We start from the raw sequence: 24,369 nt of genomic DNA on the forward strand, positions 1-24,369 counted from the left end.
TTACAATCCCTGCATCGCCCGCCAGTTCCAGGCAGGCGTTCCTCTTCAGGAGACTCCGATGTCCGTTGAGCAAGCCCCGGTGCAACGTGCCGATTTCGACCAGGTCATGGTGCCTAACTACGCACCGGCTGCATTCATCCCTGTGCGTGGCGAAGGTTCGCGCGTATGGGACCAGGCGGGTCGCGAGCTGATCGACTTTGCCGGCGGCATCGCGGTCAACGTATTGGGCCATGCCCATCCGGCGCTGGTCGGTGCGCTGACCGAACAGGCCCACAAGCTGTGGCACGTCTCCAACGTCTTCACCAATGAGCCGGCCCTGCGCCTGGCCCACAAGCTGATCGACGCCACCTTCGCCGAGCGTGTGTTCTTCTGCAACTCCGGCGCCGAGGCCAACGAGGCCGCGTTCAAGCTGGCCCGTCGCGTGGCGTTCGACCGTTTCGGCAGCGAGAAATACGAGATCATCGCGGCGCTCAACAGCTTCCATGGCCGTACCCTGTTCACCGTCAACGTCGGTGGGCAGTCCAAGTACTCCGATGGTTTCGGTCCTAAAATCACCGGTATCACCCACGTTCCTTATAACGACCTGGACGCGCTGAAAGCCGCCGTGTCGGATAAGACCTGCGCCGTTGTATTGGAACCGATCCAGGGCGAAGGCGGCGTGCTGCCGGCCGAACTGGCTTACCTGCAAGGCGCCCGCGACTTGTGCGACGCGAACAACGCGCTGCTGGTGTTCGACGAAGTGCAGACCGGCATGGGCCGCAGTGGCCACCTGTTCGCTTACCAGCACTACGGCGTGACCCCGGACATCCTCACCAGCGCCAAGAGCCTGGGCGGTGGTTTCCCGATCGCGGCAATGCTCACCACCGAAGCGTTGGCCAAGCACCTGGTGGTCGGCACCCACGGCACCACCTACGGCGGCAACCCGCTGGCGTGTGCGGTGGCCGAGGCGGTGATCGACGTGATCAACACCCCTGAAGTGCTGGCCGGCGTGAATGCCAAGCACGACCTGTTCAAGGCGCGCCTGGAGCAGATCGGCAAGCAGTACGGTATCTTCACCGAAGTGCGCGGCATGGGCCTGCTGCTCGGTTGCGTGCTGAGCGACGCGTTCAAGGGCAAGGCCAAGGACGTGTTCAACGCGGCCGAGAAAGAAAACCTGATGATCCTGCAAGCCGGCCCCGACGTGGTGCGTTTCGCGCCGAGCCTGGTGGTGGAAGACGCGGACATCAAGGAAGGCCTGGACCGTTTTGAACGTGCTGTGAAGACGTTGACGCAAGCCTGATGGACCGATCGGCGCCTGGTAATCCCGGTGCCGAACACAAATTTTGTATGCCGGATCCCTTGGTTGGAACGGTGGAGATCAAATGTGGGAGCGGGCTTGCTCGCGAATGCAGTGGTTCAGTCACCTCAAATGTTGAATGACACAGCGCTTTCGCGAGCAAGCCCGCTCCCACACTTGACCTCACCGTTTTCAAGATCGTGTCCGGCATTTTTTCCTGTGAGTTTTTCGAGTTAAGGAGTGACACCATGCTGGTGATGCGCCCCGCGCAAATGGCTGATCTGGGCGAGGTACAGCGTCTGGCTGCGGACAGCCCGATTGGTGTCACCTCCTTGCCGGACGATGTGGAACGACTGAGCGACAAGATCGCCGCCAGCGAAGCATCCTTCGCCGCAGAGGTCAGTTTCAACGGCGAAGAGAGTTATTTCTTCGTGCTCGAAGACACCGAGACCGGCAAGCTCGCCGGCTGCTCGGCCATCGTCGCCTCGGCTGGCTACTCGGAACCCTTCTACAGCTTCCGTAACGAGACCTTCGTGCACGCCTCCCGCGAGCTGAAGATCCACAACAAGATCCACGTGCTTTCCCAGTGCCACGACCTTACCGGCAACAGCCTGCTCACCAGTTTCTACGTGGTGCCGGAGCTGGTGGGGTCGCCGTGGTCGGAACTCAATTCCCGTGGCCGCCTGCTGTTCGTCGCCAGCCATCCCGAGCGCTTTGCCGACTCTGTGGTGACCGAGATCGTCGGCTACAGCGACGAGAACGGTGACTCGCCGTTCTGGGACGCCATCGGCCGCAACTTCTTCGACCTCAATTACGCCGCCGCCGAGCGCCTGTGCGGGCTGAAAAGCCGCACCTTCCTCGCCGAATTGATGCCGCATTACCCGATCTATGTGCCGCTGCTGCCGGACGAAGCCCAGGAAGCCATGGGCCAGGTACACCCGCGTGCGCAGATCACCTTCGACATCCTCATGCGTGAAGGCTTCGAGACCGATCACTACATCGACATCTTCGACGGTGGCCCGACGCTGCATGCACGGGTCTCGGGCATTCGCTCGATTGCCCAGAGCCGCGTGGTGCCGGTGAAGATCGGTGAGATGGTCAAGGGTGTCGGCCGCCAGTATCTGGTGAGCAACGCACAGTTGCAGGATTACCGCGCGGTGATGCTGGAGCTGGACTATGCGCCCGGCAAGCCGGTGACGTTGGACCTCGCAGCGGCCGAAGCCCTGGGTGTTGGCGAAGGCGCGAGCGTGCGCCTGGTAGCGGTTTAAAAAGAGAGTTTCGCGGGTGGCTGACAACAGCGGCCCGTCTGAGGAGATAGCATGATCGTTCGTCCCGTACGCAGCAGCGATTTACCGGCCCTGATTGATCTGGCGCGCAGCACCGGCACTGGCCTCACCACCTTGCCGGCCAACGAGGAGCGCCTGACCCATCGGGTAGGCTGGGCCGAGAAAACCTTTCGCGGCGACGCCGGGCGTGGTGATGCCGACTACCTGTTCGTGCTGGAAAACGACGAAGGTCGCGTGGTGGGGATTTCCGCCATCGCCGGCGCCGTTGGCCTGCGTGAACCCTGGTACAACTTCCGGGTCGGCCTGACGGTCAGCGCCTCCCAGGAGCTGAATATCTACCGCGAGATCCCGACGCTGTTCCTGGCCAACGACCTCACCGGCAATTCCGAGCTGTGTTCGTTGTTCCTGCACGCAGATTACCGCACCGGCCTCAACGGCCGCATGCTGGCCAAGGCACGTCTGCTGTTTATCGCCGAATTCCCGCACCTGTTTGGCAACAAGATCATCGCCGAGATGCGCGGTGTGTCTAACGACGCCGGGCGTTCGCCGTTCTGGGAAAGCCTGGGTCGGCACTTCTTCAAGATGGAATTCAGCCAGGCCGATTACCTCACCGGTGTGGGCAACAAGGCGTTTATCGCCGAGCTGATGCCAAAGTTTCCCCTGTACAGCTGCTTCCTGTCTGAAGACGCGCGCAATGTGATCGGCAAGGTCCACCCGGACACTGAGCCCGCCTTGAGCATGCTCAAGAGCGAAGGCTTCAGCTACCAGGGCTATGTCGACATCTTCGACGCGGGACCTGCGGTGGAGTGTGAAACCACCAAGATCCGCGCCGTGCGTGACAGCCAGTCGCTGGTGTTGGCCATCGGTACGCCGGGGGACGATGCCACGCCGTTCCTGATCCATAACCGCAAGCGTGAAGAGTGCCGCATTACCGCCGCACCGGCCCGTCTGGCGGCAGGCACGCTGGTGGTCGATCCACAGACCGCCAAGCGCCTGCAACTGGTGGTGGGTGATCAAGTGCGTGCCGTTCCGTTGTCCGCTGCTCGGGAGTCGAAATAATGAATTCGTTGTATATCGCAGGGAGCTGGCTGGCCGGCCAGGGTGAACTGTTTGAATCGCGCAACCCGGTGACCCAGCAGGTGCTGTGGGCCGGCAATGGCGCCACCGCCGAGCAGGTCGAATCCGCTGTGCAGGCGGCACGCCAGGCGTTCCCTGCGTGGGCCAAGCGTCCGCTGGAAGAGCGCATCAGTGTGCTGGAGGCCTTCGCTGCCACCCTGAAAAGCCGTGCCGACGATATCGCCCGTTGCATCGGGGAAGAAACCGGCAAGCCGCTGTGGGAGTCGGCCACCGAAGTCACCAGCATGGCGAACAAGATCGCGATCTCGGTGCAAAGCTACCGTGAGCGTACCGGCGAGAAGAGCGGCCCCCTGGGCGACGCCACTGCGGTGTTGCGCCACAAGCCGCACGGTGTGGTGGCAGTGTTTGGCCCGTACAACTTCCCTGGCCACTTGCCGAACGGGCATATCGTCCCGGCCTTGCTGGCGGGCAATACCGTGCTGTTCAAGCCGAGCGAGCTGACCCCCAAGGTTGCCGAGCTGACCGTGCAGTGCTGGATCGAAGCCGGATTGCCGGCAGGCGTATTGAACCTGCTGCAAGGCGCGCGGGAAACCGGCATCGCGTTGGCGGCCAACCCAGGTATCGACGGGTTGTTCTTCACCGGTTCCAGCCGTACCGGCAATCATCTGCATCAGCAATTCTCCGGGCGTCCGGACAAGATCCTGGCCCTGGAAATGGGCGGCAACAACCCGCTCGTGGTCGACGAAGTGGCCGACGTGGATGCAGCGGTCTACACCATCATCCAGTCGGCGTTTATCTCTGCCGGCCAGCGCTGCACCTGTGCGCGCCGCTTGCTGGTGCCGGAAGGCGCCTGGGGCGACGCATTGCTGGCGCGCCTGGTGGCGGTCAGCTCGACCATCGAGGTGGGCGCATTTGATCAGCAACCCGCGCCGTTCATGGGCTCGGTGATCTCCCTCGCAGCGGCCAAGGCCTTGATGGACGCTCAGGAACTGATGTTGGCCAATGGCGCCGTGGCGCTGCTGGAGATGACCCAGCCCCAGGACCAGGCCGCGTTGCTGACCCCTGGCATCATCGACGTGACCGGCGTCACCGAGCGCGAAGACGAGGAGCTGTTCGGCCCGTTGTTGCAGGTGATCCGCTACGCTGATTTTGAAGCGGCGATTGCCGAGGCCAACAACACCCAGTACGGCCTGGCCGCTGGTTTGTTGTCGGACTCCGAAGCGCGCTACCAGCAGTTCTGGCTGGAAAGCCGCGCCGGTATCGTCAACTGGAACAAACAGCTGACCGGCGCCGCCAGTACCGCGCCGTTCGGTGGGGTGGGGGCGTCGGGCAACCATCGCGCCAGTGCGTATTACGCCGCGGATTACTGCGCGTACCCGGTGGCCTCGCTTGAGACCCCGAGCCTGGTATTGCCAGCCACGCTGACCCCGGGCATAACACTGGTCTAAAAATGTGGGAGCGGGCTTGCTCGCGAATGCGGTCTGTCAGTTGATGTATGAGGTGACTGGTGCACCGCTTTCGCGAGCAAGCCCGCTCCCGCATTGGATCTGTGGTGTGCTGAAGATTGCCTATAAAAACAGATGTTCGTGGAGCCTCGCCGATGAAATCCTATGAAGTCAATTTTGACGGTCTAGTGGGGCCGACCCATAACTACGGCGGCTTGTCCTTCGGCAACGTCGCGTCCCAGAGCAACAGCCAACAGCATTCCAACCCCAAGGAAGCGGCGTTGCAGGGCCTGCAAAAGATGAAAGCCCTGATGGACATGGGCTTTGTCCAAGGTGTGTTGGCGCCTCAGGAACGTCCTGATGTGGCTGCCTTGCGCAACCTGGGTTTCAGCGGCAGCGACGCCCAAGTGATCCAGCAGGCGGCCAAGGATGCGATGCCGTTGCTGGTCGCGAGCTGCTCGGCGTCGAGCATGTGGGTGGCCAACGCCGCCACCGTCAGCCCAAGTGCCGACACCTTTGACGGACGCGTGCATTTCACCGCCGCCAACCTCAACTGCAAGTACCACCGCAGCATCGAACACCCGACCACCAGTCGCGTGCTGGGGGCGATGTTTGCCGATGATAAACACTTCGCCCACCACGCCGCGTTGCCGGCCGTGGCGCAATTCGGTGATGAAGGCGCGGCCAACCACACACGCTTCTGCCGTGAATATGGCGAGGCGGGCGTCGAATTCTTCGTGTTTGGTCGCAGCGCGTTCGATCCCCGTTACCCGGCGCCGCAGAAATACCCTGCTCGCCAGACGCTTGAGGCGTCTCAAGCCGTCGCACGTTTGCATGGCCTGAAAGATGACGGCGTGGTGTACGCCCAGCAGAACCCGGCGGTGATCGATGCCGGTGTGTTCCATAACGACGTGATCGCAGTGGGTAACGGTGAAGTGCTGTTCTATCATGAGGATGCCTTTCTCAATACCGAACAGATGCTCGCCGAACTGCAAGGCAAACTGGGCAAGTTGGGCGGTAACTTCCAGTCCGTCTGCGTACCCCGCGCTCAGGTCAGTGTCGAAGACGCGGTACGTTCCTACCTGTTCAACAGCCAGTTGCTGAGCCGCGCCGACGGCTCGATGCTGCTGATCGTGCCGGAAGAATGCCGCGCCAACGAGCGCGTCTGGCAGTACTTGCAAAGCCTGACCGCGACCGGTGGCCTGATCCGTGAAGTGAAGGTGTTCGACCTCAAGCAAAGCATGCAGAACGGCGGTGGCCCGGCGTGCCTGCGTTTACGTGTGGCGTTGAATGAAACGGAACTGGCGGCGGTGAATCCAGGCGTTATCATGACCGCGCCGTTGTACGACACGCTCACCCAGTGGGTCGACAAGCACTACCGCGACAGCCTGCGCGAAACCGACCTGGCAGACCCGCAATTGCTGTTGGAGTGCCGGACGGCATTGGATGAACTGACGCAAATCCTTAAACTGGGCTCGGTTTATCCTTTCCAGATCAATTAACGCCACCTTCTTTTACGACCTATGGCTGAGAGCTAATTTATGACCACCGACACCCTGAAACTGATTCTTGAAGACACCGACGGCACCCAGCTGGAAACCTCCTGCACCCGCGTCGCCGTGGTCTGGCAGGGCAAGGAAATCTGGATCCAGCACGATGGCCGTGGCCAACTGCTGATCGGCGTGGACGTGGAAGAAGGCGATGCCGAGTACGCCAACCTGCTGATGCGTCCACTGGCCACCAACCTGATGAGCCTGCAACTGGAAATGGAACCGGCCGACGTTGAAGGTGATGACGACGATCACGTCCACGGCCCAGGCTGCAACCACTAAGGAAGCTGCGTATGCTCGCCCTTGGCAAACTGCTTGAACTGACCCTCGCCGGTCGCGAACCGGCGCAAAAAATTCAACTGACTGTCGACGGCGTGCAGATGCGCTGGCTCAGCGAGGGCGCGCTTGAAGTGCGCCCGCCTGAGGCGAAGGACAACGGCAGCGACCTGCTGCTGTCGTCCGGCATCCATGGCAACGAAACCGCGCCGATCGAGCTGCTCGACCGCCTGTTGCATGGCATTGCCCGAGGGGAGATCAAGCCCCGCACCCGTATTCTGTTCCTGTTCGGCAACCCTGAGGCCATGCGCCGCGGCGAGCGTTACCTCGAACTGGACGTCAACCGGCTGTTCAACGGCCGTCATGAAAAAAACATCGGTCCCGAAGCCATGCGCGCCGCCGAGCTGGAGCAATTGGCCCGCAGCTTCTTCAGCCTGCCTGGCCGTTCGCGCCTGCATTACGACCTGCACACCGCCATCCGTGGCTCGAAGATCGAACAGTTCGCCCTGTACCCCTGGAAGGACGGTCGCCAGCATTCTCGCCACCAGTTGGCACGCCTGAACGCTGCCGGCATGCAAGCGGTGCTGCTGCAGAACAAGACCTCGATCACCTTCACTGCGTTTACCTATGAGCAACTCGACGCTGAGGCCTTTACCCTGGAACTGGGCAAGGCGCGGCCGTTCGGGCAGAACCAGGGCGTGGACGTCTCTCGCCTGGAAACCCGCCTGAAGCAGCTCATCGAAGGCACCGAGCCCGAAACCGAGAGTCTGGATGGCCTGCAACTGTTTGCCGTCTCCCGTGAAGTCATCAAGCACAGCGATGCCTTCCTGATGCACCTGCCCGCCGATGTCGAAAACTTCTCGCCGTTGGCCCAGGGCTACCTGTTGGCCGAAGACGTGGCCAAGACCCGCTGGGTGATCGAGGAGGAGGGTGCGCGCATTATCTTCCCCAACCCGAAGGTGAAGAATGGCTTGCGCGCGGGCATCCTGATTGTGCCGACCACCGAGGCAGGCCTGGCTTAAAGCGCATGCCTGGACGATGAGCGCAGGTTTCAGAGGGTGTAGTGCTCACTCAGCAAGCGCGGCGGCAAGCCCAACTCCCTGCGCAAGCCGTTCTCGCTGAACGGTTCGGGGTTGGTCGTGGTTGGGGCGGTGGCCGGGTCGTTATCGAAGTCGAACGGTTCGGCGGACGTTGGCAGGCCCAGGGCTTGAAGTTCTTCGTTGGAAACCTGAATACGTGCTAGGTTGCCGTCCGCGGCCGCCTCACTGAACCCGTGCAGTCGCGTGCCGGTAATGTGGTTATACGCGTGGCATAGCTGGTGGAACAGTGCGATGATGCTGGGTTGATGGGAGCGGGTGTCAGTGGTGTTCAACCCTATTTGCCCTCCATAAGAGGGCGTGCCTGGATGGCCATTCTCTATAAACGCACCGTCGCGGGTCGCGGGGTCAGCGCTGAACCTGGTGGATGGCGTGTCACTGAGCTCATTGATCGCAACCGGGATACCACTCTCGAGCGCCGCCCTCTGCGGCACGGCCAGCAGTTGTCGGCCGGTCGGGGAAGTGTTCAGCAGCCGCAGGTCATCGTTGATGCGCTCAACGAACTGCGGGCTACCTACGACCGTCACTCCGCTCTCCTGGATATTCCCGGGCTCGACCTGAAGGTTGCCCGTCGCCGGTTCGCCAGGGGCAAACGCGTTCAGTCTGTCCCACTCCTCTGATGAGGTCGGGAACTTGATGGACAGCTCGGTCAGGAGGCTGTGGTACGTCATGTCATCAGGCTTGAGCAAGGTGACTTCATTCCTTCCTTCACCGGCAAAAATGACGTTGGTAGCGTCGCCGGCTTCGATGTGGTCGTCGCCTGGGCCGCCACTGAGAATGCTGTGGCCGTGGCCGCCGATGATGAAGTCATTGCCGTCGCCACCATCGATGAAGGAGGCGCCGGCGGCGACTATTTCATCGTCCCCTGGACCACCATACGCAGTGATGTTGGCATCAAACTTCGCCAGGATCATATCGTCGCCGGGCCCGGTTTCGATATGGCTCGACCCTTGGAAGACCGTCACGCTGTCATGACCCGGTCCGGTAGAAATGTTGGCAAGGGGAGCAGTGCTGATCACAAAGTCGTTGCCTTCGCCGGTGTCAACGATGACGGGGTTTTCGATCCTGTCATCGATCTGCACAACGTCTGAGCCGCCCTGAGTGATGACCACCAACGCCTGATCCCGGCTGGCGGGGATGATGCAGTACTTTGCGTCGTTGACCTCAAGCGTGACGGTCGTGGACGGCAGCGCGGCGTGTGACCGGTTGACGGCAATCGTGTGAATCGCCCCCGATTCGGGCACATACTTTCGCAGAACAATGACGTCATCGTGGTCCTGCGTGGTGACTATCAGTTGATCCGCATCTGCGCTCACCCTGCGTTCGATCGTCAGTTGGTTGCTCGAATGCAGCAGCACCTCAATGCTCCCCTGTGCGTCAGGATGCTCGTTATTGCTGGGGGGGACAGGTCTCTGCCCCCAGGCTGCCCCATGAATGATCTGGAATCCCTGGGCGGTTATCTGGTTTATTTCCAGTTCGTATTGGCCTGCAATGGTCATGCGAAGATCTCCCTATCTAACAAGTAATGTCGCCGGTACGGCGCGTCAGCGTTACTAAATAGAAAGGCGCAGGGGGCAGGGGGGTAATTAATTAGTGCGAAGCCAGACCCCAATAAAAAAACGCCCCGGCAAGAGCACTTGCCGGGGCGTTTCTTTGACGGGCTGAGGGGGTCAGACGGCCAGTTTTTGCTCACTGCGACGGATCGCGCGCACCTTGTGCAGCGTGTCGGCGCAGGTACGTGCAGCTTCCTGGCCTTTGTGCACAAAGTGCTCGTAGAAGAAGGTCTGGTGTTCGCTGCCGGCGTGGAAGTGATGCGGGGTCAGGGACACCGAGAACACCGGCACTTCGGTTTCCAGCTGAACCTGCATCAGGCCGCTCACCACCGATTGGGCAACGAATTCGTGGCGGTAGATGCCACCGTCGACCACCAGTGCGGCAGCAACGATGCCGGCGTAGCGACCGGTCTTGGCAAGCAGCTTGGCGTGCAGGGGCATTTCAAAGGCGCCGCCGACTTCGAAGAAATCGATGTCCGATTCCTGGTAGCCCTGGGCGATCATTTCGGCGAGGAAGCCTTTGCGCGATTGGTCGACAATATCCTTGTGCCAGCAGGCCTGGATAAACGCGACGCGCTCGCCGTGGTGGTTTTTGCTTTTGCTATCGATTGCGGTAGGTTGCATGTTCTGACTCCTGTTTAAGAAAAAAACAGGGCGTTATGAATCGAATGGGATTTAAGGGTACGCGAACACAATAGGTGCGCGGCCCTTAGGTGCCAATCCCGTTCTCTCTTCATCCGGACTATGACCGTCGGCCCCGGGATCACACCGGGTCTGCTGACCTTGCCGCCGTCCTGCAAGAGCAGTTCGAGGCGCCAAGCGCTCGCGGGCTATACACATTGCGTGTAATTACCGCCGGTGGGGAATTGCACCCCGCCCTGAGAACGTTGCCGCCAGAACCCTGGCGGCGGAGAGTTTTTAACATGGTTTTTCAAAAACTGCACGATCGCTGTATCGATAAGCTATATCGGTTTGTTTGGTTGGTATTCGATTGAGCAACGATGGGGCTTGATATTCCGAGGCTTTGCCCGCAGTAATCATCGATACAAGAAATTTAATACTTCTCAGAGGCTTGTTTCATGTCTGTGATCGACCTGCGCAGCGACACCGTGACCCAACCCACCCCCGGCATGCGGGACGCGATGGCCACCGCCGTCAGCGGCGATGACGTGTATGGCGAGGACCCCAGCGTCAATCGCCTCGAAGCCGAACTGGCCAAGCGCCTGGGCTTTGCCGCCGCCTTGTTCGTGCCGACGGGCACCATGAGCAACCTGTTGGCGTTGATGGCCCACTGTGAGCGCGGCGAGGAGTACATCGTCGGTCAGCAGGCCCATACCTACAAATACGAAGGCGGTGGCGCGGCGGTGCTCGGTTCGATCCAGCCGCAACCACTGGAAGTGCAGGCCGATGGTTCGCTGGACCTGGACCAGGTGCTCGCGGCGATCAAGCCCGACGACTTCCATTTCGCCCGCACCCGTTTGCTGGCGCTGGAAAACACCATGCAAGGCAAGGTATTGCCGCTGGATTACCTGGCAAAGGCGCGGGCGTTCACCCGTGAGCATGACCTGGCCCTGCATCTGGATGGCGCGCGGCTCTACAACGCGGCGGTCAAGCTGGGGGTGGATGCGCGCGAGATCGCCCAACATTTCGATTCGGTGTCGGTGTGCCTGTCCAAAGGCCTGGGCGCACCGATTGGCTCGGTGTTGTGCGGTTCCACGGCGTTGATCGCCAAGGCCCGGCGCCTGCGCAAGATGGTGGGCGGTGGCATGCGCCAGGCCGGTTCACTGGCGGCGGCCGGGTTGTACGCCTTGGATCATCAGGTTCAGCGTCTTGCGGAGGATCACGCCAATGCCCACTGGCTGGGCGACGCCTTGCGCCAGGCCGGTTATGAGGTGGAGCCCGTGCAGACCAACATGGTCTATGTGCAGATCGGTGACCAGGCCCAGGCCTTGAAGGCGTTTGCCGCCGAACGCGGTATCACGTTGAGCGCCGCCCCGCGCCTGCGCATGGTCACGCATTTGGATGTCAGTCGGGCGCAGATCGAGCGCGTCGCGCAGACATTCGTCGAATTTTCGCGGAAATGACAGTGCAGACCGTCTAATTGAACGTTTCAATCGTATAAACACGCTGTACCACCGGCAAAGGGCCGATATAATGCGGCCCTTTGCCGTCGCTCCGTCTGATGATGTTGCGCACTGGCCTTTGGCCGCAGCCTCCGTGGAAGAACCTAATGAAAAGCGCAGAAATCCGTGAAGCCTTCCTTCGCTTCTTCGAAGAGCAAGGTCACACCCGTGTCGCCTCCAGCTCCTTGATCCCAGGCAATGACCCAACCCTGCTGTTCACCAACGCGGGGATGAACCAGTTCAAGGACTGCTTCCTGGGCCAGGAAAAGCGCGCGTACACCCGCGCCGTCAGCAGCCAGAAATGCGTCCGCGCCGGTGGCAAGCACAACGACCTGGAAAACGTCGGCTACACCGCCCGTCACCACACTTTTTTCGAAATGCTCGGCAACTTCAGCTTTGGCGATTATTTCAAGCAAGACGCGATCAACTTCGCCTGGACCTTCCTCACCGGCGTGCTGAAGCTGCCCAAGGAAAAACTCTGGGTTACCGTCTACGCCAGCGATGACGAGGCCTACGACATTTGGACCAAAGAAGTCGGCGTGCCGGCTGAGCGCATGGTGCGCATCGGTGACAACAAAGGCGCTCCATACGCCTCCGACAACTTCTGGACCATGGGCGATACCGGCCCGTGCGGCCCTTGCACCGAGATCTTCTACGACCACGGCGCCGACATCTGGGGCGGCCCACCGGGCTCGCCAGAGGAGGACGGCGACCGTTACATCGAGATCTGGAACAACGTGTTCATGCAGTTCAACCGCACCGCCGACGGCGTGTTGCATCCGTTGCCAGCGCCGTCGGTGGATACCGGTATGGGCCTGGAGCGGATCAGTGCGGTGATGCAGCACGTGCATTCCAACTACGAGATCGACCTGTTCCAAAGCCTGCTGGCCGCGGCGGCCAAGGCCATTGGTTGCACCAATGAAGACCAGGCCTCGCTGAAAGTCGTGGCTGACCATATCCGGTCCTGCGGCTTCCTGATTGCCGACGGCGTGCTGCCGTCCAACGAAGGCCGTGGCTATGTGCTGCGTCGCATCATCCGTCGTGCTTGCCGTCACGGTAACAAGCTGGGTGCCAACGGCAGCTTCTTCTATCAGATCGTCGCGGCCCTGGTGGCCGAGATGGGCGAAGCCTTCCCGGAACTCAAGCAGAACCAGGCGCATATCGAGCGCGTGCTCAAAGCTGAAGAAGAGCAGTTCGCCAAGACCCTGGAACAGGGCCTGAAGATCCTTGAGCAGGACCTTGCCAACCTGCAAGGCTCCGTCGTGCCGGGCGACGTAGTGTTCAAGCTCTACGACACCTACGGTTTCCCGATGGACTTGACCGGCGACATCGCCCGTGAGCGCAACCTGACCCTCGACGAGGAAGGTTTCGAACGCGAGATGGAAGCCCAGCGTGTGCGCGCACGTTCGGCCAGCTCGTTCGGCATGGACTACAACAGCCTGGTCAAGGTTGACGTGGCCACCGAATTCACCGGCTACAAGGCCACCCGTGGTGCGGCCAAAGTGGTTGCTCTCTATAAGGAAGGCCAGTCGGTCGACGTATTGAACGAAGGGGATGACGGCGTGGTGGTTCTGGACCAGACGCCGTTCTACGCCGAGTCCGGTGGCCAGATCGGCGACTGCGGTTTCCTTGAAGCCTCGTCCGGACGTTTTGACGTACGCGACACCACCAAGACGGGCGGCGCGTTCCTGCACCACGGTGTGTTGGCGTCGGGCAGCCTGACCGTCGGTTCGCCGGTCGAGGCGCAAGTGGACGCCGATGTGCGCCACGCCACCTCGCTGAACCATTCGGCCACGCACTTGCTGCACGCCGCGCTGCGCCAGGTACTGGGCGAGCACGTCCAGCAGAAAGGGTCGTTGGTCGACAGCCAGCGCCTGCGCTTCGACTTCAGCCACTTTGAAGCGATCAAGCCGGAGCAGATCAAGGCCCTGGAAGACATCGTCAACGCCGAGATTCGCAAGAACACTGCAGTCGAAACCGAAGAAACCGATATCGAGACCGCCAAGGCCAAGGGCGCCATGGCGCTGTTCGGCGAGAAGTACGGCGACAGCGTGCGCGTATTGAGCATGGGCGGCGATTTCTCGGTAGAACTGTGTGGCGGTATCCACGCCAACCGTACCGGCGACATCGCCCTGCTGAAGATCATCAGCGAAGGTGGCGTGGCGTCCGGTGTGCGTCGTATCGAGGCAGTCACCGGCGCTGCGGCCCTGGCCTACCTCAATGCGGCTGAAGAACAACTCAAGGAAGCGGCCAGCCTGGTCAAGGGCAGCCGCGACAACCTGATCGACAAACTGTCCGCTGTGCTGGAGCGCAACCGCGCGCTGGAGAAACAGCTGGAGCAGTTGCAAGCCAAGGCGGCCAGCGCGGCAGGCGACGATCTGTCGGCTTCTGCGGTGGACGTCAAGGATGTGAAAGTCCTGGCTGCACGCCTGGACGGTCAGGACGGCAAGGCGCTGTTGGCTTTGGTCGATCAGTTGAAGAACAAGCTCGGCCGCGCAGTGATCCTGCTCGGCGGTGTCCATGAGGATAAGGTCGTTCTGGTTGCCGGCGTAACCAAGGACCTGACTGGCCAACTCAAGGCCGGTGATTTGATGAAGCAAGCCGCCGCGGCAGTGGGCGGGAAGGGCGGTGGTCGTCCGGACATGGCGCAAGGCGGTGGTGTCGACGCCGGTGCCCTGGACGCAGCCCTGGCCCTGACCGTGCCATTTGTCGAGGCAGGTATTTAAGGCATTGTTAACCGGCCCGTGATCTAGTCACGGGCCTGTTCGGTGCTGGTTGATTGAATATTAGGCGCCCCTTTACGGGCTGAGGCGGCTTAGAAATGGCTTTGATCGTACAGAAATTTGGAGGCACCTCGGTCGGCTCTGTCGAAAGAATCGAGCAGGTGGCCGACAAGGTTAAGAAATTCCGCGATGCCGGCGACGACCTGGTGGTGGTGCTGTCGGCGATGAGCGGCGAGACCAATCGCCTGATCGATCTGGCCAAGGCAATCAGTGGTGATCAACAGCCGCTCCCGCGTGAGCTGGACGTGATCGTGTCCACCGGCGAGCAGGTGACCATCGCCTTGCTGGCCATGGCGCTGAACAAGCGCGGTGTGCCGGCGGTGTCCTACACTGGCAGCCAGGTACGCATCCTTACCGACAGCGCGCATACCAAGGCGCGCATTCTGCAGATCGACGATCAGAAAATCCGTACGGATCTGAAAGCCGGTCGCGTGGTAGTGGTAGCGGGCTTCCAGGGTGTGGACGAGCAGGGCAACATCACCACCCTCGGCCGTGGCGGTTCGGACACCACCGGCGTGGCGCTGGCAGCGGCGCTCAAGGCCGATGAATGCCAGATCTACACCGATGTGGACGGTGTCTACACCACTGACCCGCGTGTGGTGTCCGTGGCTCAGCGCCTGGACAAGATCACCTTTGAAGAGATGCTGGAAATGGCCAGCCTCGGTTCCAAGGTTTTGCAGATCCGTGCGGTGGAATTCGCCGGCAAGTACAACGTTCCGCTGCGCGTATTGCACAGCTTCAAAGAGGGTCCGGGCACCCTCATTACTATTGATGAAGAGGAATCCATGGAACAGCCGATCATTTCCGGTATCGCTTTCAACCGTGATGAAGCCAAGCTGACTATCCGTGGCGTGCCGGACACCCCGGGCGTGGCGTTCAAGATCCTGGGCCCGATCAGCGGCGCGAACATTGAAGTCGACATGATCGTGCAGAACGTTTCGCACGATAACACCACCGATTTCACCTTCACCGTGCACCGCAACGAGTACGATGCGGCGGAGCGGATCCTGCAGAACACGGCGAAGGAAATCGGCGCCCGTGAAGTGGTCGGCGATACCAAGATTGCCAAGGTGTCGATCGTGGGTGTGGGCATGCGTTCCCATGCCGGCGTTGCCAGCCGTATGTTCGAAGCCCTGGCCAAGGAAAGCATCAACATCCAGATGATCTCCACTTCGGAAATCAAGGTCTCGGTGGTGATTGAAGAGAAGTACCTGGAACTGGCTGTACGCGCGCTGCATACCGCTTTTGAGCTGGACGCTCCGGCCCGACAGGGCGAGTGACGAAGTGCCAGAAAGGCGCGGTTTACCGCGCCTTTCCTTTTTTTGTAGGGCGCATGTTCTTTTGCGTGCGCTCGACAATACTTAGGCGGTAGGACTATGGCCTTTGGGTTGTAGGTCGAAGGCCTTTTTTTTGCAGACTGTTGTTCCTGAACTGAAATGCGTGAGGAGAAAGGTATGCTGATTCTGACTCGTCGTTGCGCAGAAAGCCTGATTATCGGTGATGGCGAAATCACCGTGACCGTGCTCGGCGTCAAAGGCAATCAAGTGCGTATCGGGGTTAACGCTCCGAAAGAGGTGGCGGTACACCGCGAGGAAATCTACCTGCGGATCAAGAAAGAGAAGGACGAAGAACCAAGCCTTTAATTTTTATCGTTTTTTATGTTTGCAAACGGGGATGAACGTGGTTAATATACGCCCCGTGTTGCGGAGAGCTGGCCGAGTGGCCGAAGGCGCTCCCCTGCTAAGGGAGTACACCTCAAAAGGGTGTCGGGGGTTCGAATCCCCCGTTCTCCGCCATTATTTGCTTAGTACGTTGCAATCTGGTTTTTTCGGTAAGTTGTTGAAACTAAACGAAAAAATAGCTTTACATAGAGATTGAACGGCCTATAATGCGCGGCAACAAATGCACTCGTAGCTCAGCTGGATAGAGTACTCGGCTACGAACCGAGCGGTCACAGGTTCGAATCCTGTCGAGTGCACCATTTAAGAGTCAGTTGCAGCATGCAGGTGATTCGGTTACAACCAGTTGTGATCTGGTCTAAAAACACAATCTGCACTCGTAGCTCAGCTGGATAGAGTACTCGGCTACGAACCGAGCGGTCACAGGTTCGAATCCTGTCGAGTGCACCATACAAACAAAAAGCCCGCCTAGTGCGGGCTTTTTGCCGTCTGGGGTTTGTGTAGGATTTTTCGTTTTTCTCTCGCCTCCATGTGTTTTCCTTCCGCACTGCGTCGTCGCAGTTCATAGATGCAGCCAATGCTCAGCTTTGGCTCGCAAGCGCTTGTTCTTTCCAGTTTTTTGACGTTTAAAGTGGCCGGGCGGTGTATCATTGCGCCCGTCAGCCCCGCCGGGGCTTGTGGAATGCCTCCATGGACTTACCCAGTAGTTACTCAGTACCCCGTTTTACCAATCATGAATTGACTGATTGATCCTTCCGGCGTGCCCCGCTGCTGGGAGTGGAGTTCGCCTATGACCGAAGTAGAAGTAAAGAAAACACAAGAAAGCCTGCAGGATCGCCTGGCTCAAGTCATCGAGCTGCTGCAGCGCCAGCGTGTGGTCGAAGACCTTACGCATCGCCAGGATGGCCCGAACAACAACCTGGTCGAAAACCTGGTTCACCGGCAAAACCTCGTTGAGCTGCAACGCAAGCTCGACGACCTGCACTCCGCCGACGTCGCCTACATTCTCGAAGCCTTGCCGCTGGACGATCGACTGACCCTCTGGCAGTTGGTCAAGGCCGACCGCGACGGCGACATCCTGCTCGAAGTATCCGACTCGGTCCGTGAAACCCTGATCGCCGACATGGACGATCACGAGCTCTTGGCGGCGGCCAGGGAGATGGACGCCGACGAACTGGCTGACCTGGCCCCCGAACTGCCCCGTGATGTTGTCCATGAGCTGATGGAAGCCCTCGATGGCCAGCAGCGTGAGCGTGTGCGCTCCGCGTTGTCCTACGACGAGGACCAGGTCGGCGCCCTGATGGACTTCGAGATGGTCACCATCCGCGAAGACGTCAGTTTGGAAGTGGTCTTGCGTTACCTGCGTCGTCTCAAAGAGTTGCCGGGTCATACCGACAAGCTGTTCGTGGTCGATTACGAAGGCATTCTCAAAGGCGTGTTGCCGATCAAGCGCCTGCTGGTCAACGACCCTGAGAAGAAAGTGGCCGACGTCATGGCCAGCGACCCGGTGAGTTTCCATCCGGATGAAGACGCGTACGAGGCTGCTCAGGCGTTTGAGCGTTATGACTTGATCTCGGCGCCGGTGGTGGACAAGAACGGCAAGCTGATCGGTCGTTTGACCATCGATGAAATGGTCGACCTGATTCGTGAAGAGAGTGAGACCGAAGTCCTCAACATGGCAGGTTTGCGTGAAGAGGAAGATATTTTTGCCTCGGTTTGGCGTTCCCTGCATAACCGTTGGGCGTGGCTGGCCATTAACCTGATCACTGCCTTCATCGCGTCGCGGGTTATTGGACTGTTCGAAGGTTCGATCGAGAAGCTGGTGGCGCTCGCAGCGCTCATGCCGATTGTGGCCGGGATCGGCGGCAACTCGGGTAACCAGACGATTACCATGATTGTGCGTGCCATGGCGCTGGACCAAGTGAGTACGGCGAACTCGTCGCGCCTGCTGCGCAAAGAGTTGGCGGTCGGCCTGATCAACGGCCTGGTGTGGGGTGGCGTGATCGGTGTGGTGGCCTACTTGCTGTATGGCAGTTGGTCGCTCGGCGTGGTGATGACCGCCGCCATGACCCTCAACCTGCTGTTGGCCGCGCTGATGGGGGTGTTAATCCCGATGACCCTGGCCCGCCTTGGACGCGACCCGGCAATGGGCGCCAGTGTGATGATCACGGCCATGACCGACAGTGGTGGCTTCTTCATCTTCCTCGGCTTGGCAACGATCTTCCTGCTCTGATTCCATCCAGCGGGGGCAAATCTGCCCCCGCTTCACACCCTTTTCCCGAATGGCATGCAAAAAAAAGCCAGCACATGGCTGGCTTCGGCTTTCAGTTGCAAATCAATTGGCTTCTGCGGCCGCCTCAACGTCGTGCGCGATAAGCGAGACGAGAGCATTTTGCTGGCGGTGGGAGAGCTGACGAAAACGCTGCAGCAGTTCGCGTTCGTGCAGCGACAGCTCGGGGCTGTCCAGGCGCATGCTCAACTCGTCGCCCAGCGCACCTTCCTGAATGAGGCTTTGTTCCAGGCGCGCGATGATTTCGGAGTTCATGCTGCGGTGATGATTGCGAGCCACCTCGGCAATGCGTTCCCGCATTCCGTCTGGCAGACGTACGACGAACTTGTCAGCCGTACGGCTGGAATAAATTGCCTGTTTCAATGGGCGCATATATTTAACCGGTTAGTTCAGGGGAGCGGTTTTTGGAATTGGCCGCAAGATGAGTGTTAAGACAAGGCTCACGACCAAAGTTCAACCTGAATTGCAAAGAGGCCGCATCATGCCTCAGATTTGACATTTCCTTGGCGTCAATTCTGTGACAAATATTGAACTGCCTAAAGGCTTTATGCCAGCACTCATTTGCATTTTTGCGGACTGGTTGGAAAACTTTGCCACCCGTGAAGCTTCACGGGAACTTCCCGTAAGTCCATGCCACCACAGGGTTTGAGGCCGCACATCCTATAGCAAAGTGGCCTTTTGCCCTTAACTTTAAGACTAGTGGCAATTTGCCGATTAGCGAGGCTGAGGCGACATAAGGTAGGGGGAGGGGCAGGGCGTTAGCGCAGGACTGGATCGAATTTGATGCGTCGACCCATGATCAAGGTGAGCAGCGATAGGCTGGCGAACACGCCGCTGGCAATGAAGGCCGTCGTTTGGCTGTCTGAGGGTTCGGCGTTCAAGCCCAGAATGCCTGTTACGGCGGTCAGGCACAAAAACAGCCAGGCAAATTTGTTCATCAGAGGTTCCTCAGAAAACCCAGTGTTCAGAAGCGGGTGCGGACTGAGTGTCTTGGGTCAGGCGTACAGGCGATTGCGCAGTCGGTGTCATCACCGCCAGTTGCGGGCGTTGTTGCAAGTGATGGGGCACTGCCTGGCTGATCTGTGCGGGATCGTTGCTGCCTGTCGATTGAAAATGAAACATCAGCAATGCAGCCAAGGCTACGGTGTTGAGGGCTAACAGAAGGGCACTGTTCATGGTCATGTTCTCCGCTTAACGCCGTGGCTTATTGGGTTTGTAGGAGAACTGTTGCAGGTGTCGTGCCAATCTAATAACTCAATAAAATCAGATAGTTGAGTCTACTTTAAAGCCCTGAAAGGTTGCAATTTGCAATGGTGGCGTTTTGGTGGAGTGCATTTTGCACGATAGGTTCAAGGGCCCGTGTTTCCGGGGCCGATTCACGATTAATCAGGCAGTTATCGGCCTACACTCAAAAAGCCCACGGACGACATGACAAAACCCACCTCGGCCGTTAACATGCACGCCGTCCGTCGCCACACTCACAGCACGACGGCTGTCATTTGTCCCAGTAGCTCAATTGGATAGAGCATCCCCCTCCTAAGGGGAAGGTTGGCCGTTCGAACCGGCCCTGGGACACCACATTGGGACACCAGATACAAGGCCCCGCACAGTTCCTTCTGGCGGGGCTTTTTTGTGGGCGCTTTCCGAAGATGAGTCGAACCTTGCCTGGGTTCTGGGTTCACACCACTGGCATCGTGTATTTATAGCAATCTGTGTATCCCGCGAGCAGCCGGACAGCGTCTGAGTCTTTAAGCAAAATAATCCCCGGAAACAGCGCCTACCGCCTGTCCGGACCCAGTCACCCCGGACTATCATGCCGATAGCCCTGTCTCTCACCGCAAGGAGCCGCTCGGAACGCCGATGCGCCAGATCTGGAAATCTTTTCGAGCCCTTTATTTCGCCTCCTTGATGATGCTGATCGGCTCCGGCCTGCTCAGTACTTATCTGGCATTGCGCCTGGCGGCCGACCACGTCGACAGCCTGTGGGTCGGTGCGCTGATGGCGGCCAACTATTTTGGCCTGGTCCTGGGCGGCAAGATCGGGCACCGCCTGATTGCCCGGGTCGGGCATATTCGTGCTTACGCCACCTGTGCCGGGATCGTCGGCGCGGCGGTGTTGGGCCACGGCCTGGTCGACTGGCTGCCGGCCTGGATCGTGCTGCGGATAATCGTGGGCCTGGGCATGATGTGCCAGTACATGGTCATCGAGAGCTGGCTCAATGAGCAGGCCGACGCCAAGCAGCGTGGTGTGGTGTTCAGCGGCTATATGATCGCGTCCTACTTGGGCCTGGTGCTCGGCCAACTGATCCTGGTCATGCACCCTCAGCTCGGTCTTGAATTGCTGATGCTGGTCGCGCTGTGCTTTGCCCTGTGCCTGGTGCCGGTGGCCATGACGCGACGGATTCACCCGGCGCCTCTGCATCCTGCGCCGATGGAGCCGCGCTTCTTTATCAAGCGCGTGCCGCAGTCGCTGAGTACTGTGCTTGGGGCGGGGTTGATCGTCGGTTCGTTCTACGGTCTGGCGCCGCTGTACGCTTCTCAACAGGGCTTGACCACCGAGCAAGTGGGCCTGTTCATGGGTAGCTGCATTTTTGCCGGGCTGGTGGTGCAGTGGCCATTGGGCTGGCTGTCGGACCGCTATGATCGCGCGCTGCTGATCCGCTGCTTTGCCCTGTGCCTTGCAGTGGCGGCGTTGCCGCTGGCGATATTGACCCAGGTGCCGCTGGAAGTGCTGTTTGTCGCGGGCTTCGTCTGCTCCCTGGTGCAGTTCTGTCTTTATCCGCTGGCGGTAGCGTTCTCCAACGACCATGTGGAAGGTGATCGCCGTGTATCGCTCACGGCCATGCTGCTGGTGACCTACGGCGTCGGCGCCAGTATCGGGCCGTTGCTCGCCGGTGTGGTGATGAAGCTGTTCGGCAGCCAGATGCTGTATGCGTTTTTCAGCCTGTGTGCGTTGATCCTGGTGTGGCGTATTCGGCCCAAAGCGGTGACCAACCTGCATCAGGTGGACGATGCACCGTTGCACCACGTGGCGATGCCCGACAGCATGTCCAGCTCGCCGTTGGTAGCGGCACTTGATCCGCGGGTGGATGAGGCGGTGGTGCAGGAGCAAATGCAAACTCCGGTCCCGGAACCTGAGCCGGAAGCCGAGCCGGCCCCAGAAGTGGAGGAGCCACCCTTTGTCGGGCCGCCTGAGCCTGTGGGGCCAGACGAGCATCCTCACGACTTGAGCAGGGCGCGCCCCTGAATGCAAAACGGGCAGATCCCATCAGGATCTGCCCGTTTTTTTTGCCGCGATCGTTAAGTGTTAAAAATCGTCGTCTTTGTCGAAGCGACGTGCTTCGCGTTGCAGTTGGTACACGAACCGCTCGACTTGGCGCTGCACCAAGCCGCTCATGTTGTGGAAGCGCACGCCGGCGAAGGTCGTGTTGATCTTCTCTTCGAAATGCAGGTAACGCAGTTCGACAGCGGTGGTCATGCTGCCAAAGGGCAGGGCGGCGATAAAACGGTCATAGACCTGGCCCAGTTGCAGTCGCTCGGAGATATCCCCTTCAAAGCGCAATTTGCAGCCAGTGGCGGAAATATCCAGCAGCTTGCCGCTGATAGGCGCCTTGAGCTTCTCGCCACCCAGCTCGATGTTGACCAGTTGTGCCAGCTTCAAGGCGGCGCGGAAGGCATTGCGGCGCTGATGGTAGACCACTTCGTCGGGCAGGCTGCCGGTGTAGATGCGGTGGCCGTCCTTTTCGCTGATGCTCAGGCTGCCGTTGCTTTCCCAGGCAACGCGTACACCCTCGTGGAAGCCTTCGATGCGGAAGGGTTCACCGTTTTCCAGGTAGCGTTCGCCGTCACGGGGGATCATTTCATCCAAGGCCAGGGTGCCGCTGTCCCGATTGACGTCCACCAGGTAGCTCTGGAAGCGCTGGCTGCGTTCATGGAAGGTGATGATCAGCGGGTCATGGCTGTCTTGCAGCATCCGCAAAGTGCTGGCGATTTCCAGAGGGGTGGTGAGGACCTTGGGTGGCTGCGGAGCATCTTCCGCATTAAGGGCGTTGAACACGGTTCTTCCATCTCCAGACAAAATACGACTACACGCAAGAGCGGGCATTTTGCCAGTATGTGGCGCGCCTTGGATAGGTCGCGCTGTAATCCGGCGTCAGGCTTGGCTGCGGGTGCTTGGCTTGACCAGACGCGAGGTGGAGCCTTGAGCGTTGTAAAGCGCCGGGGGCTCGCCGCCGTGAAGTATGCGCAACTGGTTGGCGGTCGTGGCTTGCTGAAGCTGGATCGACTGACCGTTGAGCAGGTTGGCTTCCTGGCACTGGGTGAGCAATTGATTGAGTTCTTTGCTCTGGGCCAGCAATTGATCGCCAACCGTGGAGTGGCTGGCCAACTGTGCCAGGCCGTCATGGTCTGCCGGCAGGCCCAGGCTGGTCAGGATCTGGCTGCGTTTCTTGCCGTGCTGTTCCAGCAGGACAATCAGCGATTGCTTGCGCGCCAGGATTTCTTCCAACAGGGGCATGTCTCGGCCGTAGAGGGCCAGGGATTCCTCCCTGAGCAGCTCGAGCAGCTGTTGTGTCGGCGCTAGATCATCAATGATCAGTTGAAGCAGATTTTCGTCGTGATGCATGGCTGGCCTTGGGGTTTAAGCGTCCAAAAGCCCGGCGCAGGCCTTTGCCTAGCGCTCGGCTTCGAAATTAAGCAGCTTGCTGGCTACACGGTTGCTGTCGACTTGATAGCTGCCATCGGCGATTGCCTGTTTCAATTCGGCCACACGGGCTTTATTGACCACCGGTTGATCGCGCAGCGAGTCAGTGACCTTCTGCAACTGTTGAGCCTCATTGCTCAGGTGTACGGATTCCCCGCTCTGGCTGGCGCTGGCCTGTTCCGCCTTGGCAGGCAGTGGCTGGGCCTTGGCTTCTACGCTGTCCTTGGTGCCAGTAGCTCGCGTAGGAGCCGACGTGGTCGGGGTGTTATTTAAACGACTGAAATCGATGACCATGATCAAAAAACCTCTGGGTATTTGGACGCTTGCCATGTTTTCGGCCATACCCGGACAAACTTTAGGCGCGAATGACAATAAATCTCCGCACGGCACTTCTCATGCACAGTGTAGGAAAACCCAGCGTCCTGTACCAGTAATCTATAACGCGACCTCGACTTGCCCTGGGGCTGTCACCCGCGCTTTGATCACGCGGTTGGAGTTGAGGTTCTTGACGCGAATCTGTTCGCTCATGCCGCCGTTGGACAGCGCTTCCCCCGGCATCTTCACTTGAAGCGTACCGCTGCTGGCGGAAATCACCACTTGGTCGCCCTTGCGAATCACCTCGGCTTGCTCAAGATGCACCAGAGTGATGACTTGGTCAGTGACCACTGGTCGGGTCAATTTTTGCCCGATGGCCTGGTCGAGGGACGTCAGGTAGCCCTGGCTGATCATGCTGATGTCGCGTTCGCGTAGTACAACGTCCTCAAGATCGATGATCCCGGTGCGCTTGAGTGGGCGAGCCACCACCACTACATCACGGAACAGCTTCACCTGGGCCGGCACGAACACCGTCCAGGGCGAGGCGCCGTCGCAGCGCACCTTGACCGTCACCCGGCCAATCGGCTGAGCGGGGCTTTCCAGGGTGGCTGTCAATTCCTTGTCGCACTTTGGCATGCGCAAGCGCGGGTCCAGTTGGTTGACCTGGATTTCATAACGCCCCGGTGTCTGGGTGGTCGCCAGATAATCTTCTACAGTGAACTCAAGAAAGCCTTGGGTGACGCCGATAAGTAGATCAGGCAAGGTGACGTTGTCCGCACGGGCCGTAGTGCCCAGGCCTAGGGCAAGCAACACCAGCGGTGCGCAGAGCAATCTGCGAAACCGTGTCAGGATGGGGCGTCGGGAAACTGTCGTTTTAATATCCATGACCAATAAATAGCAAAGGCCGTGCCGTTTAGC

22 protein-coding genes, 4 tRNA genes and 1 riboswitch are annotated in these 24,369 nt (G+C 59.7%); of the genes, 17 read left to right on the forward strand and 9 right to left on the reverse strand.

Features of this window, described 5'->3' with window-relative positions:
- Window positions 1–58: 58 nt before the first annotated feature.
- From BMZ57_RS00055 to astE, 7 genes are all read left to right on the forward strand, one after another.
- On the forward strand, window positions 59–1,279 hold the full coding sequence (locus tag BMZ57_RS00055) for an aspartate aminotransferase family protein (protein ID WP_021491465.1): 1,221 nt from the start codon (window positions 59–61) through the stop codon (window positions 1,277–1,279).
- Window positions 1,280–1,524: 245 nt separating this feature from the next.
- Window positions 1,525–2,544 carry an arginine/ornithine succinyltransferase subunit alpha gene (gene aruF, locus BMZ57_RS00060; protein WP_003175655.1) on the forward strand — a complete coding sequence of 340 codons (1,020 nt, stop codon included), beginning with the start codon at window positions 1,525–1,527 and terminating at the stop codon, window positions 2,542–2,544.
- Between the two features lie 51 nt (window positions 2,545–2,595).
- Window positions 2,596–3,621, forward strand: a complete 1,026-nt coding sequence (gene astA / locus BMZ57_RS00065; RefSeq protein WP_010208317.1) for an arginine N-succinyltransferase — start codon at window positions 2,596–2,598, stop codon at window positions 3,619–3,621.
- Complete coding sequence (gene astD, locus BMZ57_RS00070) at window positions 3,618–5,087, forward strand: succinylglutamate-semialdehyde dehydrogenase (protein WP_162483030.1); 1,470 nt, start codon at window positions 3,618–3,620, stop codon at window positions 5,085–5,087. The genes astA and astD overlap by 4 nt, the downstream gene beginning before the upstream one ends.
- A gap of 152 nt (window positions 5,088–5,239) precedes the next feature.
- Window positions 5,240–6,586: an N-succinylarginine dihydrolase gene (astB, locus tag BMZ57_RS00075; RefSeq protein ID WP_010208320.1), complete on the forward strand. Its 1,347-nt coding sequence runs from the start codon at window positions 5,240–5,242 to the stop codon at window positions 6,584–6,586.
- Window positions 6,587–6,625: 39 nt separating this feature from the next.
- The gene (locus BMZ57_RS00080; RefSeq protein WP_003214319.1) at window positions 6,626–6,916 is read left to right on the forward strand and encodes a hypothetical protein; all 291 of its coding nucleotides are present in this window, start codon (window positions 6,626–6,628) and stop codon (window positions 6,914–6,916) included.
- Between the two features lie 11 nt (window positions 6,917–6,927).
- Entirely contained in the window at window positions 6,928–7,932 is a 1,005-nt protein-coding gene (gene astE, locus BMZ57_RS00085; RefSeq protein WP_010208321.1) for a succinylglutamate desuccinylase, read from the forward strand.
- Between the two features lie 29 nt (window positions 7,933–7,961).
- Here astE and BMZ57_RS00090 read toward each other — a convergent pair whose 3' ends face one another.
- Window positions 7,962–9,506, reverse strand: a complete 1,545-nt coding sequence (locus tag BMZ57_RS00090; RefSeq protein ID WP_069673258.1) for a M91 family zinc metallopeptidase — start codon at window positions 9,504–9,506, stop codon at window positions 7,962–7,964.
- Between the two features lie 171 nt (window positions 9,507–9,677).
- The gene (locus tag BMZ57_RS00095; protein WP_010208324.1) at window positions 9,678–10,184 is read right to left on the reverse strand and encodes a 6,7-dimethyl-8-ribityllumazine synthase; all 507 of its coding nucleotides are present in this window, start codon (window positions 10,182–10,184) and stop codon (window positions 9,678–9,680) included.
- 96 nt (window positions 10,185–10,280) lie between these two features.
- Window positions 10,281–10,450: riboswitch (FMN riboswitch) on the reverse strand.
- Window positions 10,451–10,639: 189 nt separating this feature from the next.
- Here BMZ57_RS00095 and ltaE point away from each other — a divergent pair.
- The 8 genes from ltaE (at window position 10,640) to mgtE (ending at window position 18,378) form a co-directional block, all read left to right on the forward strand.
- Window positions 10,640–11,644, forward strand: coding sequence for a low-specificity L-threonine aldolase (ltaE, locus tag BMZ57_RS00100; RefSeq protein WP_029529053.1), 1,005 nt, complete (start codon window positions 10,640–10,642; stop codon window positions 11,642–11,644).
- Window positions 11,645–11,790: 146 nt separating this feature from the next.
- Window positions 11,791–14,409: an alanine--tRNA ligase gene (gene alaS, locus BMZ57_RS00105; RefSeq protein WP_021491469.1), complete on the forward strand. Its 2,619-nt coding sequence runs from the start codon at window positions 11,791–11,793 to the stop codon at window positions 14,407–14,409.
- Between the two features lie 95 nt (window positions 14,410–14,504).
- Window positions 14,505–15,746, forward strand: coding sequence for an aspartate kinase (locus tag BMZ57_RS00110; RefSeq protein WP_010208327.1), 1,242 nt, complete (start codon window positions 14,505–14,507; stop codon window positions 15,744–15,746).
- Between the two features lie 174 nt (window positions 15,747–15,920).
- Window positions 15,921–16,109 carry a carbon storage regulator CsrA gene (gene csrA, locus BMZ57_RS00115; RefSeq protein WP_003175645.1) on the forward strand — a complete coding sequence of 63 codons (189 nt, stop codon included), beginning with the start codon at window positions 15,921–15,923 and terminating at the stop codon, window positions 16,107–16,109.
- Between the two features lie 62 nt (window positions 16,110–16,171).
- A tRNA-Ser gene (locus BMZ57_RS00120) sits at window positions 16,172–16,262 on the forward strand.
- 108 nt (window positions 16,263–16,370) lie between these two features.
- Window positions 16,371–16,447: transfer RNA gene (locus BMZ57_RS00125), tRNA-Arg, on the forward strand.
- 71 nt (window positions 16,448–16,518) lie between these two features.
- Window positions 16,519–16,595: transfer RNA gene (locus BMZ57_RS00130), tRNA-Arg, on the forward strand.
- A 340-nt stretch (window positions 16,596–16,935) separates the two neighbouring features.
- Window positions 16,936–18,378, forward strand: a complete 1,443-nt coding sequence (gene mgtE / locus BMZ57_RS00135) for a magnesium transporter (RefSeq protein ID WP_010208332.1) — start codon at window positions 16,936–16,938, stop codon at window positions 18,376–18,378.
- Between the two features lie 102 nt (window positions 18,379–18,480).
- Here the strand turns inward: mgtE and BMZ57_RS00140 are convergent, their stop codons facing one another.
- The 3 genes from BMZ57_RS00140 to BMZ57_RS00150 form a co-directional block, all read right to left on the reverse strand.
- Window positions 18,481–18,807 carry an Arc family DNA-binding protein gene (locus BMZ57_RS00140; protein WP_003175643.1) on the reverse strand — a complete coding sequence of 109 codons (327 nt, stop codon included), beginning with the start codon at window positions 18,805–18,807 and terminating at the stop codon, window positions 18,481–18,483.
- 386 nt (window positions 18,808–19,193) lie between these two features.
- Window positions 19,194–19,373 carry a PA3371 family protein gene (locus BMZ57_RS00145; protein WP_021491470.1) on the reverse strand — a complete coding sequence of 60 codons (180 nt, stop codon included), beginning with the start codon at window positions 19,371–19,373 and terminating at the stop codon, window positions 19,194–19,196.
- A gap of 10 nt (window positions 19,374–19,383) precedes the next feature.
- Window positions 19,384–19,611, reverse strand: a complete 228-nt coding sequence (locus tag BMZ57_RS00150) for a hypothetical protein (RefSeq protein ID WP_010208335.1) — start codon at window positions 19,609–19,611, stop codon at window positions 19,384–19,386.
- 325 nt (window positions 19,612–19,936) lie between these two features.
- On the opposite strand from BMZ57_RS00150, the gene BMZ57_RS00155 reads away from it, so the two are divergent.
- Both BMZ57_RS00155 and BMZ57_RS00160 read left to right on the forward strand, forming a co-directional pair.
- A tRNA-Arg gene (locus BMZ57_RS00155) sits at window positions 19,937–20,013 on the forward strand.
- A 282-nt stretch (window positions 20,014–20,295) separates the two neighbouring features.
- Entirely contained in the window at window positions 20,296–21,681 is a 1,386-nt protein-coding gene (locus tag BMZ57_RS00160; protein ID WP_069673257.1) for an MFS transporter, read from the forward strand.
- Window positions 21,682–21,741: 60 nt separating this feature from the next.
- On the opposite strand, the gene BMZ57_RS00165 is transcribed toward BMZ57_RS00160, so the two are convergent.
- The 4 genes from BMZ57_RS00165 to flgA form a co-directional block, all read right to left on the reverse strand.
- Window positions 21,742–22,491, reverse strand: coding sequence for a flagellar brake protein (locus tag BMZ57_RS00165; protein ID WP_069673256.1), 750 nt, complete (start codon window positions 22,489–22,491; stop codon window positions 21,742–21,744).
- Between the two features lie 96 nt (window positions 22,492–22,587).
- Complete coding sequence (locus tag BMZ57_RS00170) at window positions 22,588–23,058, reverse strand: flagella synthesis protein FlgN (protein ID WP_010208339.1); 471 nt, start codon at window positions 23,056–23,058, stop codon at window positions 22,588–22,590.
- 48 nt (window positions 23,059–23,106) lie between these two features.
- Complete coding sequence (gene flgM / locus BMZ57_RS00175; protein WP_010208340.1) at window positions 23,107–23,430, reverse strand: flagellar biosynthesis anti-sigma factor FlgM; 324 nt, start codon at window positions 23,428–23,430, stop codon at window positions 23,107–23,109.
- 141 nt (window positions 23,431–23,571) lie between these two features.
- On the reverse strand, window positions 23,572–24,336 hold the full coding sequence (flgA, locus tag BMZ57_RS00180) for a flagellar basal body P-ring formation chaperone FlgA (RefSeq protein ID WP_069673255.1): 765 nt from the start codon (window positions 24,334–24,336) through the stop codon (window positions 23,572–23,574).
- Window positions 24,337–24,369: the final 33 nt, after the last annotated feature.

It is taken from the genome of Pseudomonas simiae (assembly GCF_900111895.1).
GTDB classification, from domain to species: domain Bacteria; phylum Pseudomonadota; class Gammaproteobacteria; order Pseudomonadales; family Pseudomonadaceae; genus Aquipseudomonas; species Aquipseudomonas simiae.

Coding starts and splice junctions, on each gene's coding strand:
- BMZ57_RS00055 (WP_021491465.1), top strand. CDS start 59: ATGTCCGTTGAGCAAGCCCCGGTGCAACGTGCCGATTTCGACCAGGTC.
- aruF (WP_003175655.1), top strand. CDS start 1,525: ATGCTGGTGATGCGCCCCGCGCAAATGGCTGATCTGGGCGAGGTACAG.
- astA (WP_010208317.1), top strand. CDS start 2,596: ATGATCGTTCGTCCCGTACGCAGCAGCGATTTACCGGCCCTGATTGAT.
- astB (WP_010208320.1), top strand. CDS start 5,240: ATGAAATCCTATGAAGTCAATTTTGACGGTCTAGTGGGGCCGACCCAT.
- BMZ57_RS00080 (WP_003214319.1), top strand. CDS start 6,626: ATGACCACCGACACCCTGAAACTGATTCTTGAAGACACCGACGGCACC.
- astE (WP_010208321.1), top strand. CDS start 6,928: ATGCTCGCCCTTGGCAAACTGCTTGAACTGACCCTCGCCGGTCGCGAA.
- BMZ57_RS00090 (WP_069673258.1), bottom strand. CDS start 9,506: ATGACCATTGCAGGCCAATACGAACTGGAAATAAACCAGATAACCGCC.
- BMZ57_RS00095 (WP_010208324.1), bottom strand. CDS start 10,184: ATGCAACCTACCGCAATCGATAGCAAAAGCAAAAACCACCACGGCGAG.
- ltaE (WP_029529053.1), top strand. CDS start 10,640: ATGTCTGTGATCGACCTGCGCAGCGACACCGTGACCCAACCCACCCCC.
- alaS (WP_021491469.1), top strand. CDS start 11,791: ATGAAAAGCGCAGAAATCCGTGAAGCCTTCCTTCGCTTCTTCGAAGAG.
- BMZ57_RS00110 (WP_010208327.1), top strand. CDS start 14,505: ATGGCTTTGATCGTACAGAAATTTGGAGGCACCTCGGTCGGCTCTGTC.
- csrA (WP_003175645.1), top strand. CDS start 15,921: ATGCTGATTCTGACTCGTCGTTGCGCAGAAAGCCTGATTATCGGTGAT.
- mgtE (WP_010208332.1), top strand. CDS start 16,936: ATGACCGAAGTAGAAGTAAAGAAAACACAAGAAAGCCTGCAGGATCGC.
- BMZ57_RS00140 (WP_003175643.1), bottom strand. CDS start 18,807: ATGCGCCCATTGAAACAGGCAATTTATTCCAGCCGTACGGCTGACAAG.
- BMZ57_RS00145 (WP_021491470.1), bottom strand. CDS start 19,373: ATGAACAAATTTGCCTGGCTGTTTTTGTGCCTGACCGCCGTAACAGGC.
- BMZ57_RS00150 (WP_010208335.1), bottom strand. CDS start 19,611: ATGAACAGTGCCCTTCTGTTAGCCCTCAACACCGTAGCCTTGGCTGCA.
- BMZ57_RS00160 (WP_069673257.1), top strand. CDS start 20,296: ATGCGCCAGATCTGGAAATCTTTTCGAGCCCTTTATTTCGCCTCCTTG.
- BMZ57_RS00170 (WP_010208339.1), bottom strand. CDS start 23,058: ATGCATCACGACGAAAATCTGCTTCAACTGATCATTGATGATCTAGCG.
- flgM (WP_010208340.1), bottom strand. CDS start 23,430: ATGGTCATCGATTTCAGTCGTTTAAATAACACCCCGACCACGTCGGCT.
- flgA (WP_069673255.1), bottom strand. CDS start 24,336: ATGGATATTAAAACGACAGTTTCCCGACGCCCCATCCTGACACGGTTT.